We start from the raw sequence: 18,340 nt of genomic DNA, 5'->3' as shown, positions 1-18,340 counted from the left end.
AATTACGGGCAAAAAATTCTTTTAGAAGAGAAAACCGCAGTAATAAGCGGATAAGTGGCGATACGTCAGATTCTGCCGGCGATTTAGGAAAACTGTAAATAGCGAATATTGGTGAGGCAATCCTGCGTTGTGTAATTTTTAGGGCTTCTTAGACTAAAAGCGTCAGATACGCAGGATTAACAATCGAAAGGTTTTCATCATGAGCACCGCAACAACTATTAAATCCTGCTCAGCCACTGGATGTGCGTTCAACAATAATGGCTGCACAGCTTTAGCAATCACGATTGCTGGTCACACTAACCAGCCGAGCTGTGGCACTTTAGTAACTCTGGATGCACGCGCCGGTTTAGAAACCGCTGCCGGAACCGTGGGAGCTTGCCAGCGTCTGGAATGTGTACACAATTCCAATTTGCTTTGCACCGCCAAGGAAATTGAACTGGTGGGCGAAACTGCTGACTGCGCTTCGTTCGAACTCCGCTAAGCGTAAAACTTAAATAGCTGGCTGCGAAAGAGCCAGCAGAAATACTCTTAGAATGCGGTAGTTCTGCACTGTATTTTTAATAGTGGAGTGCGCCCAGTAGGTAATAATCTTAGTTTGCGAGGTTGGGGTTCCCGATAGTTACGGGGACCCCAACCTGCCAACCTCGTTCGTCAGATACGCAAGAGCTTGCACATCACGAGGCTGGATCTACCCGAGCTGGCTAAGTTGGGCGCTAAATTGCGATATATTTTTTACCGGCTCGGAAAACTGTGCATACACTGTGGTCATTTCCCCTATTCCCACATACATCAAAGTAACCCCGCTGCTATCGATATCTGCGCAAAATACTCTATTGGCTAGTGATGCGTGCGCGAGTTTTAGCGGGCATTTAGAGCAAACTTTTCCTGGTGCCTGCCCTGCTACTACAGCTCGGCAGACCCGACTGAGCACATTATTTGGTTGTGCACCCACTAAGGCATAGCAGTCGAGCTCTTGGGCTGAACTGGGGAATTGAGCAGTAGAAGCAGAAATTATTTCGACGCGGCTCAGTGGAGTTATGCCATTCGGATCGTGTAGTACGGCTTGCTGAAAGTGGATAGTTGCTAGACGTGCTCCGGGCACTCCCAGTAATACCCGCAAGTTTTCCGGAAGTTTATCGTCACTGAGTAGCCGAGCAACTTTTGCCGGCGCTACCCAGCATAAATCTCCGAGTAAATGCAGCGACGCGGTGAGGATTTTTACGTCAAAACGAGGTGCATCGCGTGATATTTCAAAGCGGATTCGATACGTTTCCGCGGAATTTAGCTCATTTATTGTGTGGTTCGTGGTAGTGGAGGCAGAGCTGTTAGGCAAAAATCGGATATCTGGTTTGCACGTCACTATTACCAGCTCTCCGTCGCTCGTTAGACCGTGGGCGAAGTTATCCAATTTAGGAGCCGTGGGATATTCGTAGAAAAGAGCTGTTGCGCTACCGGCGCCCGCAAGTAATCGGCGGGCAGCACTCGCCGCGCTCTGAGTCTCCCGCATATTGGGCTTTACCTGCACGAACTATCCTCCTCTTAGCCCGCATTAGTGCAAATGCGGTGGCATTTCGGGTAGTGAAAAGAAAGTTGCGGATTTCGGAGAAGTGCCAACCTCTGGCAAGTCCGAATTTCTAGAGGTAAGCCTACCCTAAATAAATGAAATGTAAAAATGTGGCGTTGTGATTAGAGCTTTTGTATTTAGATTTTCTATGCGCCTACCAAATTTAGTAGGTATCCGATAGTTCCGTTTTCGGCGAGAATATAGCAGCCAAGGCCGATGAAGACGATAGGTACAATAATTTTTTCGTATTTTTCCACCGTTTCTCCGATAGCCGGCACGGCGGCAAGACGCTGTGAAATCAGGCAAAGCGCCAGAATCCCCAAGGCGAATATGCCCAGCGAGATCAAAATTTGCAGCGGCGCCCTTCCCGTAAAATACGGCACATAGATTCCGATATTATCTCCCCCCATAGCCACAGTTAGCCCGGTGAAAGCCAGAATTTTTGATCCCTTTGTGCGCAGTTTTTCTGCAATTTCTTCTTCGTCTACGTCTTCATCTACAAAAATAGCGCGAATCCCCAGCCCAATCGGGATGATTCCCAGCAAGCCGATAATCCAATCTTGCGGAATGAAACTGAGGAAACGAGCCGCGATGAGACTTCCCGCCACCAAAAGAGCGGTGCCGAGGTACTGCCCGAGGTATATCGATTTGACGTAGCGCCGGCCTTGCGTCGCGAAGAGAATCGTCAGCACTACTAAGTAGTCGATAGAAGTGGATATATAGACGAGAACGGAAGATAATACGCTTTCCATATACTGAACTCTACTGGGTTGGTGCCTATGTGTATATTTTGCGCCGTCACTATTTTAATGACAGGCGCAGGGTGATGACTGTAGTAAGGTTTGAATCTAGCGCATTAATAATGTTGATACTTGTTTAAGCCATGTATCCCTATCTTTCACTACATCTACCATGGAAGAGGTGGGAGGTAAAGCTCCTGTTCCACTATCAGGAGTATATGGAGCACGCTGATAGGTCCATATCTGTTTTTTGGGATTAGCGAATAAGGGGTCATATGTAGGGATACGGCTAAGTAATTGGGACTCTCCGTAGCCTAAGTAGAATGGAAATGAAGGGGCAAATGCTTTCTTTCCTAAGTAAGTAGTGAAAATAGGGTTGCGCAGTGCGGAGTTTATTTCATCTTGATGTTCCGGGCAGGTAACTCGTACTAAAAATTCTGCTTCAATCAGATAAGTGCGGCGAATTACGGATGTGCCATCTCGCGCATCTGGAGTGAAAGCAAGATTTGTCTTGGTAACACGCATTCCATGAATTGATAATTGGCGCTCACGGAAAGTCCTTTCGTCAGCGCGCAATCTGAACTCGTCTATTCGAGGATTTATGGTCTGAAATTCATTGCAAAATTGACCGCGTCTATCTTCACGGATGGCGAAATCTACATTTTCTATCCACCTGGGCCATTGATTACGTGAAGCTCCAAGAGCGCCAGCAAGAAGCCCTAAGAGCCCTGTTCTAGTGGGTTGAAGCTTTGAATTTACCACATTCCCAGTTACGCGTGGCCCGGCCCATGACTGTATCGGACCTGCTAAGCGGAGGAATGATGAGTTATTCATTCTTATCGCCCAAAATCCATGCTGTAACGGTGTTAATGAGAGCATCCTTTGATACGGGTTCAATTCCAAACGTATCTTTAATATTCGGATAAGTACCTGCCAGTGCAAAAGTATTTCCGAAATTATCCGGGTCAAAACTGCGAGCAGCATGGAACTGAGTACTTAAGGCGCGTATGGAGGGCTCTAAGAATCCTCCGTGAATGCTATCTGCTTGGACTGGTGTCTCAAAGCTATAAGCGCAGCGATAGCGTTGTTCTTCTGCTAATACAAGGGCTGGCTGTGTGTACGGTGCTGTAGAGTGTTCCTTACCTCGAGGCTGGCCATAAATAATAGCGGTAATAAGTTCTCGTAAATTTTTTTCTGCTTTTGCTGTATTAAAAGCAGTCCAGCTAGTTTGGAGCTGCATACGATCAATAGTGACTGTGCGGTAGAAAATACCGCTAGTAAATTGGCTAATCCCTAGGTAGGTAGCGCCAGTGCGCGCATCAGAATCGGCAAATTTATTGCGTTCTCTGATGTCGTCAATAGTCGTAAAATAGTCAGTCCCAATGCTGGCTGCATGCGTAGTTATTGCTGGAGATACGCTCAAGGCAGCTTCGGTGCCTTTTTCAGGCTTTGCAGCAAACATTCGCCCAAAAGCAGCAATGGCAAGTGAGCCGGTGCGGCCATTTTGAATAAAATCTTCACTAGCCGTTATTTGCTCTGTAACTATTTGCGCCGCTACCTGAATCTCTTCTTCACTCATCCAAATAGATCGTTCAGCTTCTGCCTCGTTTTCAATATCTTTATCTTTATCCTTATCTTTATCTTTTTTGGTTAAAGTATTTATGATTTTCTTGGCTTCATTTAGTGCTTTTTGGCGGTCAAGATAAGGCTGGATTTCCAATGCCGCATCGCGAATATCTTCTGCGATATTACCGGATCGCACTGAAGCATCTAAACTGGAATCTTCATAGGCGACTCTAATACCGCGTTTAATGGCTTGTGAAGAATGCATAGCACGAAGTACTCCACCTTCTACAAGCCGTTTTGGAGTTCCGGTATCGTCGCGATTTAAATTTGAGTAGCTAATTGGCGTTAAAAAATGCAGAGTTAGATTGCGATACATAATTTTTCCTTTGGGAGTGGGTTTATTTTTCAGTATTTTGCATAGGCTTGATAAAAGATTTTGTGGAAGTATCTATACGTGGAGCAGAGTAAAAATCTTCAAGAATGCGCATTCGAATACGCTGAGATTTAGGAGATACTCCATTTCCCCAGTACATAAGTGTGCGGCAAATATCAAAATAATCTACAGCAGGAACAGGATTTGGAATTGTGGATGCAAATTCGAATATACGTTTAATAGAGCGAGCTGCTTCTTCCATATCTTGAGTGTGTAGATACGCTAAACGCGCTGCAATCATTCCTGGATTAATAGGGTCAATAGATTGGGAGCGTCCATATTTATCTGCGCTTGTAGCTACGCGGAATGCCCAGCGCCCTAGTGAGTCTAGGCGTTTTCCTCGACTAGAGTGAGGAATACGTTCATATTCGGCGGCCAGTGCGGCAGTACGTAGAAGAGCGTCCCGCTGAGTAGAGTGTGCATTTTCTGGAAGAGAGGGAAGTACATAAGGGAAAGCGCGCATTTGTGTAAATGGCGTGAATCCTTGCCGAATTGCTGCCCGAGTAGTCCGATATTCGGGGTCGCTGCGGCGATGCAAAATTTCTAGTATAAGTGCCTCCCAGGGTTCCTGGTGGGAGAAATTTTCATTCACTATTGCTTCTCCTCTCCGATGTAGAGATAGCGAATTCTTTCTTTATAAAATTAATATGGTGATTTACGTTTGAATAAACAGCTGCGAATAATGCCGGATCTTGATTTCGATATGGTGCAATTGCTTCGTTAAAAGCTTGTAGAGCTATCTGTGCTGCTGTATCGCGAGCAGCAATTATTTCAGTGGGCCGCTTTTCTTCTACCGATGCTTGTGCGAGGAATTCTTCATAAGAAGTAGTCATTGCCCGCCAAAAAATATCCGATACGGAACTTCGGTATTCTGTGAGTGAATCAAGCACTGTTGGCAATGTATTGCCAAGATTAGAATTAGTGTTTTGAACGCGGTGAAAAGGCTGCGTCACGCAGTAGTGAAGTTTTTGAATAAAGTTAGCGTGTTGTTTTACCTGGTTTTGTGCTCGCTCCGAAAGTCCGAAGCTCCATAGTTGTGGATCTGCTACAAGCACGTGGGAATACCGTATAACGGGACTTGAAGAAGTGCCGTCGATGTAATGTTGAATGAAAAGTAGGCGGCAATCGGATGGTGAAAGAATACGGTCATAAGCTTTTGCTGCTTCGGCAATTTTTCCATTTGCGGCCCACTCTACTGCTAAATCAGTAGCATTTCGGTTTATATCCATCCTTTGTGCTTGAAGTTTTCCTGATTTATTAGCTAGATATAGGTAGAAAGGATCGCTCTGATTTCGCATATCCCAGTATTCTTTAAGGAAATCTTTCTTTTTTGATTTTTTGCTATCTGTTGCGGATTCTGTTGCGGATTCAGTTTCTGCTCTAATTCCGGCTTCTTTAGGTAGCCATTTTAAGGGAATGCCGCCGATTTCTACGCCGATAAGTCTGTCATTTTCCCAGTAACAGACAGCACTATTGGAAGACCAAGTGGCCCTCCATAATGGGTGTTCACTTCTACTGCGAGATCCGTCCCTATCGGCCCAAGCTGGTAGCCCGTCTCCTTCTACCCAGTTACGTGGAATCATGGCTAGTAAAGTATGTAGAAGAGATTTGCCTTTCCATATTAATTCTGTGGCTGTCATCTTTGTGCCTACAAAGTGAAATCCAGGACTCCCCATTTTAGCTTTTTGGCCAGCATATTTACTATTTCCTGCAGGGGAGTAGTAGTGATAAACAAGCAAGTAAAGAGCTGCATCGGCGAGAGATAAGGTATCTTGCTGAGTAAGCATATTCCAAAATTCTTCCCCCTTGTCGGAGAGCATAGAGGGGAGTAATTTTTTTAATTTGCCTGGTGATTTAGGGGTATTTGGTTTTGCTGGTTGCTGCATGAATGGTTGCGTATCATCAAATAAAAATAATCCCGGGGTAAGTTTGAGTAATGCTTTATCAATGTTTTCGGGACTTAAACCGTGAGTGAGGATTTCTGAGGTTGGAATCTGCAGAACATCTTTATCGCAGGCACTGTGGTATCGCAGTACTACAGCTGTGACCGCTGCTAGTAGCCGTAACTCTGCACCGTATACATATCCTGGAACGTTTTTATCTAAAATTACGGGTGCGGGATTTACACCCATCTCATATTGAGACTCTGGGATATGGGCATTCAAAAGAGCTTCACGGACCGATAATCTTCCGTTTACAGTAATCAATAGCGGAATATCCGTTAAAGCATTTACATTTTCCACTTTTCTCTCCCTTGAGACAAAACGAGATTACTGGAAGAAAGTGATATTGTCAATGTGCATAAAACCTTTACCTATTTGTTTTAGGTATGGAAAATATTTACTAAGAGCCTAGTCGATGGAGATGAATATGGCAGATCAATATACGCTGCAGCATCAATCGGTTTTTTTGACGAAAGTACCCGTCCATACGCTTCTCTCTCGCAGTGCCTTACACAAGCCAAGAAAAGGGTGGGAACTTAATAATCCTCAGGTACGTCATAGGGCAATAATGGCACTTTTTCCGGAAGTAGATGCGAAGCACCCGCGAGCTGAGATGGGGATTCTTTTTCGATTAGATTACACGCCTGGCGCTCCGCCATTTTTTCTTATTCAGTCTAAAGAGCCAATTTTACAATCTGGACTTCCCAGTGAAGTGGAAACGAAGGAAGTATTAATTCCTAAAATTCCGATTGGAAATCCAGTATCTTTTCGCGTTGCGGTAAATGCTGTCCAACGTGTAAGTTCTGGAGGTATTAGATCTATTCCGTTGGATGGAGCAGAGGTGCTTCCGGGAGTTCCTTCTCTTTTAGAGTGGTTAGCAGCAAAGCTATCTCCTGCTTTAGATAATGTGGAGATTATTAATTCTCGACGTGAAGTGCTTGCGCCAAACATTGATAAAGAAAAACGAAGTATTCAGATCGATACAATTGATGGAGTAGCTATTGTGAGTGATTCGGATGCTTTATATAACTTGCAAATAGCTGGGGTGGGGCGTGCGAAAAGTTATGGCTGTGGTCTTCTTTCCGTACAACTTCTCTCATGATGAATTCACACTCTAAGGTATGGGCAAAGCAGCGTGGTGTAGAAGCTCCGTATCCGCTTCTGGCTCATTTATTGGATACGGCTACAGTTGCGGGAGAATTGTATGAAGTATGGTTGCGTCCAGAGCTGCGAAAAGTGCTGGGATTAGCAGATTCACGCCAAGTAATAGAATGGATTGCCGGTAGTCATGATATCGGGAAAGCTTGTCCCGTATTTCAATATCAACAAACTCAGCAGGGAAAGCAATGGGATGATATTAGGGATAATCTTTGTATCAGTGAACCTCAATTAGGAGATATAGCCGATAGCGCTAGTAATTTTTATAACGATTTTTTCCCTGATATTTGTCATCATCAAAAAATATCTGCTTTGCTTCTTCAAGGTGGCCCAATAGATCCAGATTCTCGGGTAGCTACCTCCTGGCAGTTTCTTCCGGCACTGGGGCATCACGGGTATTTTAATATTCCTGGGTGGAATAGAGCAGAAAATAATTATTTTTTTGAAGACTTTCGTGATTCTGGCTGGAAAGACTTGAGTGAGGATATTTTGCAATGTTTAGAAGAAGGGGTGGGGATAAAACAAAGCGATCTTCCGACTGAGTTATCGCCTACGGCAACTATTTTACTTTCGGGGCTTACTGTGCTTGCCGACCGTATCGCTTCCGGCAATGAATGGGTAGTTTGCCAGCAGAAATTACTTAAAGATAAAGAACTTGACCTTGATACTCCTTCTGCATGGCTTGCTTGCTGTAAAGAGAGGGCTCGTAAACGTATTGCAGAAACTGTGGGTATATATCATGGATGGAATTCTGATAAGGAAAGCCAACAAGCAATTCTGGGATCGTGGAAGCCACGCCCGCTTCAAGAAGAAGCTATGCGGGTAGGTGCGGGATTATGGAATGTCATGGCACCTACCGGAATTGGAAAAACTGAAGCGGCGTTGCTTCGCCATGCGAAAAAAAATGAACGTCTTATTTTTTTACTTCCTACTCAGGCTACATCTAATGCAATTATGCGGCGTATCCATCGCTATTATGCTGATACGCCTAATGTGGCTGCGCTTGTGCATTCCCTCGCATCAACTGAAGATTTTTATAGGCAACCACTTGTGGTGGGGAATGATTCAGATGAATCTTCCGATTTATCTAGCATTACTTCTGCCGAAAAAGCTCTCAATTCTACGGGATTATTTCCCACCGAATTCGTGCGTTCAGGAAGCTCTAGGTTGTTAGCTCCTGTATGTGTAGGGACTGTGGATCAAGCGCTTCTTGGAGCATTACCAGCTAAGTGGACGCATCTGCGTCTTCTTGCTCTTGCTAATGCGCACGTGGTCATAGATGAAGTCCATACACTTGATCAATATCAGAGTGTCTTATTAACTAATCTTCTTTTTTGGCTGCGCGCCACTCACACGAGAGTTACTTTTCTTTCTGCCACTCTTGCTAGTGCACAACGTGCCGCTTATCTAGAGGCCTATACAGGAAAAACACCCTATTGCGATGCAGAGTTTCCCTTGTTGGAAAATATAGATATAGAAGGCACTTGTGTACGCAGTGTGAAACTTAAAGAGCGGCCACATAAAATCAATATCAATCTCGAGTATGAAAACTATTCTGATCTAACTATTTCGCATCTTAATTGGGTACGTACACAACGGCAGCGCTATCCAGAAGCAAGAATTGGAGTTATTTGTAATACGGTAGTCCGCGCGCAGGAACTTACCAGAGCACTTGGGAATGAATATGACATCGTTATTCTCCATTCACGAATGACGGCTGAGCATCGCCGGCGTAATGCGGAACACTTAGAGAGAGAAATAGGGTCAGGCAACGAGGGTGCTGGGATTATTGTTATTGGGACACAAGCAATTGAAGCATCGTTAGATATTGATCTGGATTTACTTCGTACTGAATTATGCCCAGCGGCTTCTCTTATTCAACGTGCGGGCAGGCTTTGGCGTACAGATGATTTGAAGCGAAGTACACGGGTGCCGAATGCCGGTGAGCCGGTGATTTCTGTGGTTGTAATTCAAGGTAATGATGGAGAAAAATTGCCATATCTTGCCAGTGAGCTTGCTCGAGTAGAAAATTGGTTGGCTAAGCATCAGGAAATCTGTATTCCAGAAAATTGTCAAGAGTTTGTGGATACCGGCACTATTCTCTTGGAGAATCTATCGGAGGAGCAGAGTGAAGGATTTGATGAGGTTGCAAAAAATGCGTTTGCGAGAATTAGAGCCAAGAGTGCTGTATATGATATGAAATATTGCCTTAGTGAAGCATCGCAGGTGAAATCTTTTGCGGCTATGACTAGGTGCGATAAAAATCTAGGTGATGAGAGTGCCACCAGACTTATAGATGTAAAAACTACTCGTTTAATTGTGTGCGGAGATCCGGATATTATTCCCGGAGCGTGGCAGGGAACTGCAGATGAATTGCGAAAATTATGTAATTCTGATTGGGAATTAGTGCGGAAGGCTTTACAAGCTTCAGTTCCAGTTAGTGTTACGGGCCGCAATAAAGCAATGATTAAGGAATCAGAATCACTTTTCGATGCTTCGTCTTTATTATGTCGGTATAGCGTTTTAGAGAATGGTGTAGATTATTATGACCCAGTTGTAGGTCTGGTAATTTCGAGTGATTAGTAGTGAATTACTAATTGATGATTAGTGATCTAGTTGGATGGATGGCGCAGCTTATTTATAGTTAATTGTTTTATTTCTTACGCTGAAAGGAATAGAGATGCCTTATTCAGAGGAAGCTTTAGCTTTCCGTACTATTCCGGTAGATAATCAGGTGCGCTTAGAAGATAGAGTATCTTTTTTATATCTAGAGTATGTACAAATTCGTCAATCATGTACAGGAGTTGTGGCCTATGATGCAGGCCAGATAAATAGGGATAGCTCGGTGCATGAAACTCGCATACGAAAAATTCAAATTCCAGTTGCTGGTTTAGCAGTGCTTGTTTTAGGAGCAGGTACATCGATTTCAAGTGCTGCTCTTACTTCTTGTGCACGGGCGGGTGCGACTGTGCTTATTACTGGTGGGGGTGGGGTGCCTCTCTATACTTACGCTACACCGTTGACTTCCAGTGCTCGCTGGGCCATCGCACAAGCACGATTAGTAAGTAATGAGGCTCGGCAGCGAGAAGCGGCGCTTATTTTATATAAAAAACAACTAGGTGTAGATAATGCGCCGGGTACTTCTATCGCTACAATGCGTGGATTAGAGGGGCGACTCATGCGTAATACTTATCGCATGATGGCAACTCAATATGGAGTAAAGCACTTTACGCGAGATACTAGTGCGGAAGATTCTGTCAATACTGGCCTCAACCTTGCCAATTCAATTCTTTATGGGTGTGCTGCTTCTGTGTGTGCTGCATTGGGAATTAATCCGGCACTCGGAATCATTCATCGTGGGAATAGCCGGTCTTTGCTTTTTGATCTTGCCGATCTCTATAAGCCAAGTATCATCATTCCTTTGGTTTTCGCTGGTTCTCAGGAATCAGATCCTTTAGCAGTAGTTCGTCGGGAGGTGCGAAAAGCTATTGTGAACCATGGGATTCTTTCAGATATGCTTGCCATCATTATGGAGATCTTACATCCGCATCTTCCAGCACAGGAAAATGATCGGCTTATTTCTGGCAATAATATTGAAGTACCTGGGCATATTCAGTATGAGTAAAGGAGATAAGAAATGTTTCTTGTGGTAAATGCAGTATCTATTCCTGAGCATCTACGAGGATATTTAAGTAGGTTTCTTTCCGAAGTGACAACGGGTTTATATGTAGGAGTTGTATCGGTAAGAGTGCGGGATAATTTATGGGAGAGAGCTATTTCTGCTGCTGATACAGGCAGTATTACCTTTATTTATAATGACCCTGCGCGTGAGCAAGGATTTTCCCTTCGTAGTATGGGGGTTAATAGTCGTTCTATTTTAGATTTAGATGGAATGTTAGTTATTGGCGCGGGAGATGAAGCCGTGGATTATCCAGAGGGTATTGTTCTATGAGTGCTTTATGAAATGAAAATCTGGTAAATTTAGAGAATGGAAATTGGCGTAGATGCTATATTTGGTGCGATGTTAAGTTTTAAGCCCAGGTTTTCCATTGGAACTCTACTTTATAATAAATTTTGGGCTTGTTATATATAACTCCCCAGTTCAGATGGTCTCTTCCCCGCGTAAGCGGGGGTAATTCCGCGCTAGAGCCTTAGCCTACCAAGAGAAGAACCTCTTCCCCGCGTAAGCGGGGGTAATTCTATTTACTGCCAGTCGGCGGAAAAAATGTTTAACTCTTCCCCGCGTAAGCGGGGGTAATTCCTCTCTTGATTCGGCATTAATCTTTCGCCAAACCTCTTCCCCGCGTAAGCGGGGGTAATTCCGGAGGGTTTCATGTCTAGAGCGCAAGCTAGTACTCTTCCCCGCGTAAGCGGGGGTAATTCTAACCTCTATGATATAAATCACACATATTTATGCTCTTCCCCGCGTAAGCGGGGGTAATTCCGTTAAAACCTCTAGCTAAAAGATCAATATAAACTCTTCCCCGCGTAAGCGGGGGTAATTCCTGCGCAGACTGGTAAAGATGCTAATAAGCGCTCTCTTCCCCGCGTAAGCGGGGGTAATTCCTACTGAAATGGAGTTTAACGTTACCGAATGGGCTCTTCCCCGCGTAAGCGGGGGTAATTCCGCGTCCTGTGGCTTCTCTCCATCTTTCGCAAGCTCTTCCCCGCGTAAGCGGGGGTAATTCCGCGTCCTGTGGCTTCTCTCCATCTTTCGCAAGCTCTTCCCCGCGTAAGCGGGGGTAATTCCAGGTGCGGCAGGTCGCAGCTGAGGTTAAGGCTCTCTTCCCCGCGTAAGCGGGGGTAATTCCATTCGAGGACTAGAGAAAAGAGTGAATAATGGCTCTTCCCCGCGTAAGCGGGGGTAATTCCAGGTGAACAGTAAATTAATTAATGATCTTAATCTCTTCCCCGCGTAAGCGGGGGTAATTCCTGGAAAAAATACCAAACCGCAAAAATGGGGAACTCTTCCCCGCGTAAGCGGGGGTAATTCCTGCTCTATTTCATTGACGATAGTTTTCGCAGTCTCTTCCCCGCGTAAGCGGGGGTAATTCCTATGACGGGCTCACGAGCAAGGCAGATACTGGCTCTTCCCCGCGTAAGCGGGGGTAATTCCCGTAGCGGAGCTAATCGCAAACCTACGGCAAACTCTTCCCCGCGTAAGCGGGGGTAATTCTCAATAGCTTTTCTTGTTTTGTGTTTTGTTTCACTCTTCCCCGCGTAAGCGGGGGTAATTCCGCGATAGTCTAGGGCGGAAAGTAGCAAGAATAGCTCTTCCCCGCGTAAGCGGGGGTAATTCCGTTTTCTTTCAGATATTCTAGGCGTGGACGCGCTCTTCCCCGCGTAAGCGGGGGTAATTCCATCTATCGAATAGCGGCTTGAACGTACAGATACTCTTCCCCGCGTAAGCGGGGGTAATTCCCCCTATCTATGCAGAGAAAAGCATTGTAGTGGCTCTTCCCCGCGTAAGCGGGGGTAATTCTGAATAAAGAAATAACCGAGTTAGAAAAGCGGGCTCTTCCCCGCGTAAGCGGGGGTAATTCCGAACTGTGCGCGGAAATGTACGAAAGTTCACGCTCTTCCCCGCGTAAGCGGGGGTAATTCCAATTATTCTTTACGTAATCAAATGCTGATTATCTCTTCCCCGCGTAAGCGGGGGTAATTCCAAGACTTATAGAAAGAATAGGAAGTAAAGAAAACTCTTCCCCGCGTAAGCGGGGGTAATTCCTTCACCAATGCCGACTAGATGGGAAACAATTTCTCTTCCCCGCGTAAGCGGGGGTAATTCTAAAACTAATCACTGTCCGGAGCTGGGGTTGCGCTCTTCCCCGCGTAAGCGGGGGTAATTCCATAAAATGATTATGCGGATAAAGCGGCAAATACTCTTCCCCGCGTAAGCGGGGGTAATTCCAAGTCTAACGATCTTATTAAGCTTGGTGCTGACTCTTCCCCGCGTAAGCGGGGGTAATTCCTTCCATCCGAATCAAAGGTTAGGAAAGAAAATCTCTTCCCCGCGTAAGCGGGGGTAATTCCATATGTGCAAATATCGTGAAAATTAGCATTTTCTCTTCCCCGCGTAAGCGGGGGTAATTCCGGGGTTGGTATCCACGGTAGCGGATACGGCGGCTCTTCCCCGCGTAAGCGGGGGTAATTCCGTGGTATAAGCGGAGCGGGATTCAAGAAATGCCTCTTCCCCGCGTAAGCGGGGGTAATTCCGCCTACCGGTTTGAGGTCTATGGTGCTGATAACTCTTCCCCGCGTAAGCGGGGGTAATTCCGGGTGAAGCGGCCTTCTGTCCGAGTCGGGAGACTCTTCCCCGCGTAAGCGGGGGTAATTCCTTTATCTACTGAAAGGAAAACGAAAATGCAACCTCTTCCCCGCGTAAGCGGGGGTAATTCCATGAAATGATTATGCGGATATAGGGGTAAATACTCTTCCCCGCGTAAGCGGGGGTAATTCCTTGTTTGCCTTGCATGGGGTAGTGACCGCGCGCTCTTCCCCGCGTAAGCGGGGGTAATTCCTAGACGCACTCCGATTTTATTTTCACTATTTGCTCTTCCCCGCGTAAGCGGGGGTAATTCCAGCATGCCAAGCTAGCAAAAGCTAACCAACAGCTCTTCCCCGCGTAAGCGGGGGTAATTCTGCGATAAGCGATAAATTTCAAAGCGTAATAGGCTCTTCCCCGCGTAAGCGGGGGTAATTCCGCGCACGGCCCGGGTGAGGGTAGTTATGTTGTCTCTTCCCCGCGTAAGCGGGGGTAATTCCACGGAAACAACCCGGTAAGCCATGTAATCTATCTCTTCCCCGCGTAAGCGGGGGTAATTCCAGCATGCCAAGCTAGCAAAAGCTAACCAACAGCTCTTCCCCGCGTAAGCGGGGGTAATTCCGGGGAACGCGACTTCGATGAGGATAATGCGCGCTCTTCCCCGCGTAAGCGGGGGTAATTCCCATGTAGTGCCTAGAAAGTATGGAGGCTCTAACTCTTCCCCGCGTAAGTGGGGGTAATTCCGTGCAAACACTACAAACTAAAGAGATACTCTCCTCTTCCCCGCGTAAGCGGGGGTAATTCTATGGAAACGGTAGCAGAGTTGATAGCTGATTTCTCTTCCCCGCGTAAGCGGGGGTAATTCCAACTAAATCATCTATACCAATAATAGTTGGATCTCTTCCCTGCGTAAGGAGATAATTCCGGTCTTCGTATTCAAAAAAGAAGTTAGAATCCGCCCTTCGTTATTTCCACTCGATTTTTGGAGCTGACGTAGCTATCTATTACAGCAATAAAGTACACATAAATGTAGGTGATTTAAGTTGGTTATCAGAGAATTTTAGTCTGGTAAACCATTTACAATAAAAATATGGAAACGATAAATATATTTGAGCTTGATATTCCGCCGGAAGGTGACTGGCTACCTGTGCGGATACTTAAATATACTTATCCGCTTATAGAAGATAAATGGGAGCGGAATTGTGTAATGCGCGCCTACTATGCTGGAGTTCCAGAGGCGGCTATGTGGGATGCTTTCCATTGGCTCGATTTACACAATCTTTCTTTACCGAAAAATTTACGTGATGAGGTTTTCGATGCTTTTAAGGATGATGAAGATTTCATGGAGATTTTAGAAGACTACAAGTGCCTAACTCTTCCTTCCACGTAAGCGGGAGTAATTCTATGAGACATGTTGAAAAGTGAATACCATTCTTTTTTCGTATAAGCGGGGATGATTCTATTAATCGATTTTTGTAGCGAAAAGAGCAGGAGTGAGCTTGGGAGATCGTAGGAAAATCTTGATTCCTCTTCATTAGATGTTCGTATTTGGAATCTCGTTAATCGCCAATCATCCTACGAATTTTAGATAGATAATTCTTTCCGAATAGCTGTGCGCAGCCATTCAAAATGGCTATACATAGCCTTTTTGGCAAGTGTGAGTTTAGCTAGAATGCTAGCCAAGGTGGCTGAGAGAGGCATACAATTGCCGTTGTTACAGTAGTGAATAATAATACCGGAACTAATTGATAGGAAAACCCGATGAAATTGCGGAAAATATTTGGAGGAGTCGTCACCGCTACGCTTCTTACAGCAGGATTAGCTGGAGGAGCTCCTTTGCTTGCCTCGGCAATGACGGTAGACGACGCCGGAAAATATGCGGTGGAAACTGCCACGGAATATGTGGGTGAAAAAGGTAAATCTAATACGGGAAGTATGCTGAATACGGATGAAAAAGCAAAGACTTATCCGCTCGCGGCCGGTGAAAATGGTTGGGGTTGGGATCCGGCTACTGCCACTCTCACTTTCCGGAATTACGATGATCGCGCTCGTTTAACTTCGGCAGATTCTGAAGTTAAATATTTGCCGGGATTCCAGGTGAATAACGACGGTAAAAAGCCTCTCGTCACCATAAAATTTGAAGGCGTCAATCATCTCTCAGCAAATGCTGGTGGTTCTGGTATTAGAGGTATTGATTTTAATCTTTCGGGGCAGGCCGTGCAGTTTGTGGGTGCTTCTGGGGCAGAGTTAAATATCGATACTTATCCTGTGTACAATACGGCCGGTGAGGCACGTTTAGATCAGTGGGGTATTCTCTGTGAGGATGAGGCATGCTCCAGAATCACCTTTAAATCTGGCACCGTAAATATCACTGGCCACTATACGAAAGCGGATATTGATAAAGCCGAATTCTACGATAAGAACAAGACCAAGAGGTCAGTTCCGGTGTTTTTTGGAATCGATACTCTCGATATCGGCGCTTCGAAAGTTGAGGTTGCTGGCAGTGCAAATCTCAATATCAAAGTAGATACTGCTAATTCTACGGTAGGATTTTCGCGTCCAATTACTGCGAATACTATTGAGGTCACCACTTCTGGGAATGTGTATCTAGAGGGTTACGGTAAGGGATCTATGAATATCGGAATGGACGCTGACGATAATCCAGTTACTCCAACGGGTATCTTTAATGGTGCTGGCAAGGTGGCCTACAAGTGGACAAATAATGCCACTAAAGAGGGAAAACTCTCCGCATTCACCACTAATAGCGCGCAAGCTAATATTGACGCAAAAGAATATGTGGGTTATTTGACGCCTGCTGTTGGTTCTACCAGCGCTGAAGGTTATTTGCAGGGTAATGACGGTAAAATCATGCCAGTGTCAGCCGGTGAGTCCGTTGCGGCAGAAATTGGCAGAATCTATGCCGTCTCTACTGCTCTAGTAGCGAATGATTCGGGAGTAACTGGAGATCCGAGTGCTCAGTATTTTGATGGCACTAATACTTTCCCCTTGCAAACGCCGTTTGGGGCGCTCAATAGTGATGCTCCGAAAGTGCAGGCAATTGGTTCCGGCCATTCTGTACAGTTGACTGCTCCGGCTGCTCCAGAAGGTTATGTGCTGAACTGGAGCGCAAAGAAAGACGGCGTAGATATTCCGAAAGCGGATTTAGCTGCCTTCTATGCGGAGCTAGGGATTTCGGCATCTGATTTAGGGAAAGCATCCTTCACCTATAAGCAACCGGCTGCTAATTTGCAGTGGACGGTAGAGTACAAGAAGCCGGAAAAGCCAGTCAATCAGGCTACACCAGCTCAGCCAGCTAAGAACCTTCCGCGTACGGGTAGTGAATTGCCGGTATTTGCGGGAGGAATTGCAGCACTGCTTGCACTCTTCGCTGGCGTGGGCGTGCTGAAAGCTGCCCGCCGCCCGGTGGCTTAGCGCCCGGTGGCTTAGCCGGAGAAACTCTAACTTTTTTGGGTCGAAGTTTGCGATAAAAGTCGGGGTCTACGATAAAAGCAGAAAATGCGTAAAATGTTGAATTATGCGAAAAAAGGTATACCTAAACGGATAGTTGCGCTTATTGCAGGCATATTATTGCTCACTTTTATAGTCGTTGTTGCTTTCGTGCTCCTGGATAGAAAAATCGATTCTGAGCAGGAAGAGTTTGCACTGAATTCTTCATGGGCGTATGACGAGTTGAAGAGTGGCGACCATCTTGGCGCTACATATGCCAATAAGACACCTCTTTACCTTTTCGCTTCTCGTGACTTGTTCGAAACCGGGTATGACTTCACTCAATGTACATTGGATGGCGATAGTTTTAGCGCCCATGATTCGCATTTTAATCTTCCATCCAGCTCTGGAGCCGCATTATTCCTTGCAGCAGAGTTTGACGGCGTCGTTCCTGAGAATGCAAAACTGAATTGCAAATCCATTCCAGAAAAAGGACAGTTAGCGATTGGGTTTCAAAAGGAGAAGGGGAAATAAGCGAATATCGCTCTAAGTTTGCAGACTCTGAACGTAGATAGTAGCTAAAACGTCAAGGCTATCGCGATTAAAATTGCCTACGCTCAGTTTATTTTGGCAAACCCATCGAACATTTCCAGGTCTGTCAATGGAACGCTCTGATTGACCATGCCATCATCGGCGCAAACCACATCCGGTTCATCTTTAGGACCGGGAAAGAAATCGCGGTCAAGCTTTGAAAAGAACGCAGGGCTCTAATATTGAATGCAAAATTGCACTCTAAAAACTTAGAATTCTTTACCTGCCATAATCTTTTGACTTATCGAAAGGGATAGTGCGGTAAGTATGATCGTCACGGTCAGTAGTATTCCTGCGCTGGTGAGTGGGGGTAAGGTTAAGGCTTTTGCTACCCATTCGAAGATTGCTTGTTTGTTGGAACCAACAAAGGATGATCCGGCGAATACCACGATGAATACCGCGACCAGAAACAGCTTGGCTTTTTCCGGACCAAATTTGTAAAACAACGGTAGTTGAATAATGGTCAACAGCAGAGTGACGGCAAAGGCGAAACTGGCCACCAAAACAGTATTTTTCCAAGGCATCTCAATCATTAAATAGGCAAGAACACCTGTAACCGCGAAAGCCACTACCCCAAGAGCGAGTGTAATCAGAAAATTTAAATTAACGAGCTCGTTTCTACTGATAGGCCCG

General features: G+C 45.5%; 15 protein-coding genes and 1 CRISPR repeat array. Of the genes, 8 read left to right on the top strand and 7 right to left on the bottom strand.

What is annotated here, in order from left to right; all coding sequences use genetic code 11:
* Nucleotides 1-199: 199 nt before the first annotated feature.
* A complete protein-coding gene (locus tag Q0X35_RS00665) occupies nt 200-481 on the top strand; it encodes a DUF1540 domain-containing protein (protein WP_073995693.1) in 282 nt (93 codons plus the stop codon).
* 207 nt (nt 482-688) lie between these two features.
* On the opposite strand, the gene Q0X35_RS00660 is transcribed toward Q0X35_RS00665, so the two are convergent.
* From Q0X35_RS00660 to Q0X35_RS00635, 6 genes are all read right to left on the bottom strand, one after another.
* Nucleotides 689-1,525: a hypothetical protein gene (locus Q0X35_RS00660; protein ID WP_297564404.1), complete on the bottom strand. Its 837-nt coding sequence runs from the start codon at nt 1,523-1,525 to the stop codon at nt 689-691.
* Between the two features lie 185 nt (nt 1,526-1,710).
* Entirely contained in the window at nt 1,711-2,316 is a 606-nt protein-coding gene (locus Q0X35_RS00655; RefSeq protein WP_297564402.1) for a CadD family cadmium resistance transporter, read from the bottom strand.
* Between the two features lie 96 nt (nt 2,317-2,412).
* The gene (gene cas5e, locus Q0X35_RS00650) at nt 2,413-3,138 is read right to left on the bottom strand and encodes a type I-E CRISPR-associated protein Cas5/CasD (RefSeq protein WP_297564401.1); all 726 of its coding nucleotides are present in this window, start codon (nt 3,136-3,138) and stop codon (nt 2,413-2,415) included.
* Complete coding sequence (gene cas7e / locus Q0X35_RS00645) at nt 3,131-4,246, bottom strand: type I-E CRISPR-associated protein Cas7/Cse4/CasC (RefSeq protein ID WP_297564400.1); 1,116 nt, start codon at nt 4,244-4,246, stop codon at nt 3,131-3,133. The genes cas5e and cas7e overlap by 8 nt, the downstream gene beginning before the upstream one ends.
* A 22-nt stretch (nt 4,247-4,268) precedes the next feature.
* Nucleotides 4,269-4,895, bottom strand: a complete 627-nt coding sequence (gene casB, locus Q0X35_RS00640) for a type I-E CRISPR-associated protein Cse2/CasB (protein ID WP_297564388.1) — start codon at nt 4,893-4,895, stop codon at nt 4,269-4,271.
* Nucleotides 4,888-6,546 (bottom strand): type I-E CRISPR-associated protein Cse1/CasA, encoded by a 1,659-nt coding sequence (locus Q0X35_RS00635; protein WP_297564387.1) that lies wholly within the window; start codon nt 6,544-6,546, stop codon nt 4,888-4,890. Before Q0X35_RS00635 ends, casB begins: the two co-directional genes overlap by 8 nt.
* Nucleotides 6,547-6,661: 115 nt before the next feature.
* On the opposite strand from Q0X35_RS00635, the gene cas6e reads away from it, so the two are divergent.
* The 7 genes from cas6e (at nt 6,662) to Q0X35_RS00600 (ending at nt 17,650) form a co-directional block, all read left to right on the top strand.
* Nucleotides 6,662-7,348, top strand: a complete 687-nt coding sequence (gene cas6e / locus Q0X35_RS00630) for a type I-E CRISPR-associated protein Cas6/Cse3/CasE (RefSeq protein WP_297564385.1) — start codon at nt 6,662-6,664, stop codon at nt 7,346-7,348.
* A complete protein-coding gene (cas3, locus tag Q0X35_RS00625; protein ID WP_297564383.1) occupies nt 7,345-9,987 on the top strand; it encodes a CRISPR-associated helicase Cas3' in 2,643 nt (880 codons plus the stop codon). Before cas6e ends, cas3 begins: the two co-directional genes overlap by 4 nt.
* Before the next feature lie 97 nt (nt 9,988-10,084).
* The gene (gene cas1e / locus Q0X35_RS00620) at nt 10,085-11,029 is read left to right on the top strand and encodes a type I-E CRISPR-associated endonuclease Cas1e (RefSeq protein ID WP_297564382.1); all 945 of its coding nucleotides are present in this window, start codon (nt 10,085-10,087) and stop codon (nt 11,027-11,029) included.
* Between the two features lie 12 nt (nt 11,030-11,041).
* Nucleotides 11,042-11,356 carry a type I-E CRISPR-associated endoribonuclease Cas2e gene (gene cas2e / locus Q0X35_RS00615; RefSeq protein ID WP_297564380.1) on the top strand — a complete coding sequence of 105 codons (315 nt, stop codon included), beginning with the start codon at nt 11,042-11,044 and terminating at the stop codon, nt 11,354-11,356.
* A gap of 159 nt (nt 11,357-11,515) precedes the next feature.
* Nucleotides 11,516-14,596: direct repeats of the CRISPR family, unit length 29 nt; unit sequence CTCTTCCCCGCGTAAGCGGGGGTAATTCC.
* A gap of 163 nt (nt 14,597-14,759) precedes the next feature.
* Nucleotides 14,760-15,059, top strand: coding sequence for a hypothetical protein (locus Q0X35_RS00610; protein WP_297564379.1), 300 nt, complete (start codon nt 14,760-14,762; stop codon nt 15,057-15,059).
* Nucleotides 15,060-15,430: 371 nt separating this feature from the next.
* Nucleotides 15,431-17,101, top strand: coding sequence for a hypothetical protein (locus tag Q0X35_RS00605; RefSeq protein WP_297564377.1), 1,671 nt, complete (start codon nt 15,431-15,433; stop codon nt 17,099-17,101).
* Nucleotides 17,102-17,185: 84 nt separating this feature from the next.
* Entirely contained in the window at nt 17,186-17,650 is a 465-nt protein-coding gene (locus tag Q0X35_RS00600) for a hypothetical protein (protein ID WP_297564375.1), read from the top strand.
* 266 nt (nt 17,651-17,916) lie between these two features.
* Here the strand turns inward: Q0X35_RS00600 and Q0X35_RS00595 are convergent.
* Nucleotides 17,917-18,340, bottom strand: a 424-nt coding sequence (locus tag Q0X35_RS00595) for an ABC-2 transporter permease (RefSeq protein WP_297564374.1), incomplete at its 5' end; no start/stop codon positions are given.

It is taken from the genome of uncultured Arcanobacterium sp. (genome assembly GCF_947253055.1).
Classification (GTDB): domain Bacteria; phylum Actinomycetota; class Actinomycetes; order Actinomycetales; family Actinomycetaceae; genus Arcanobacterium_A.
This window is presented reverse-complemented; position numbering and strand designations above follow the sequence as displayed.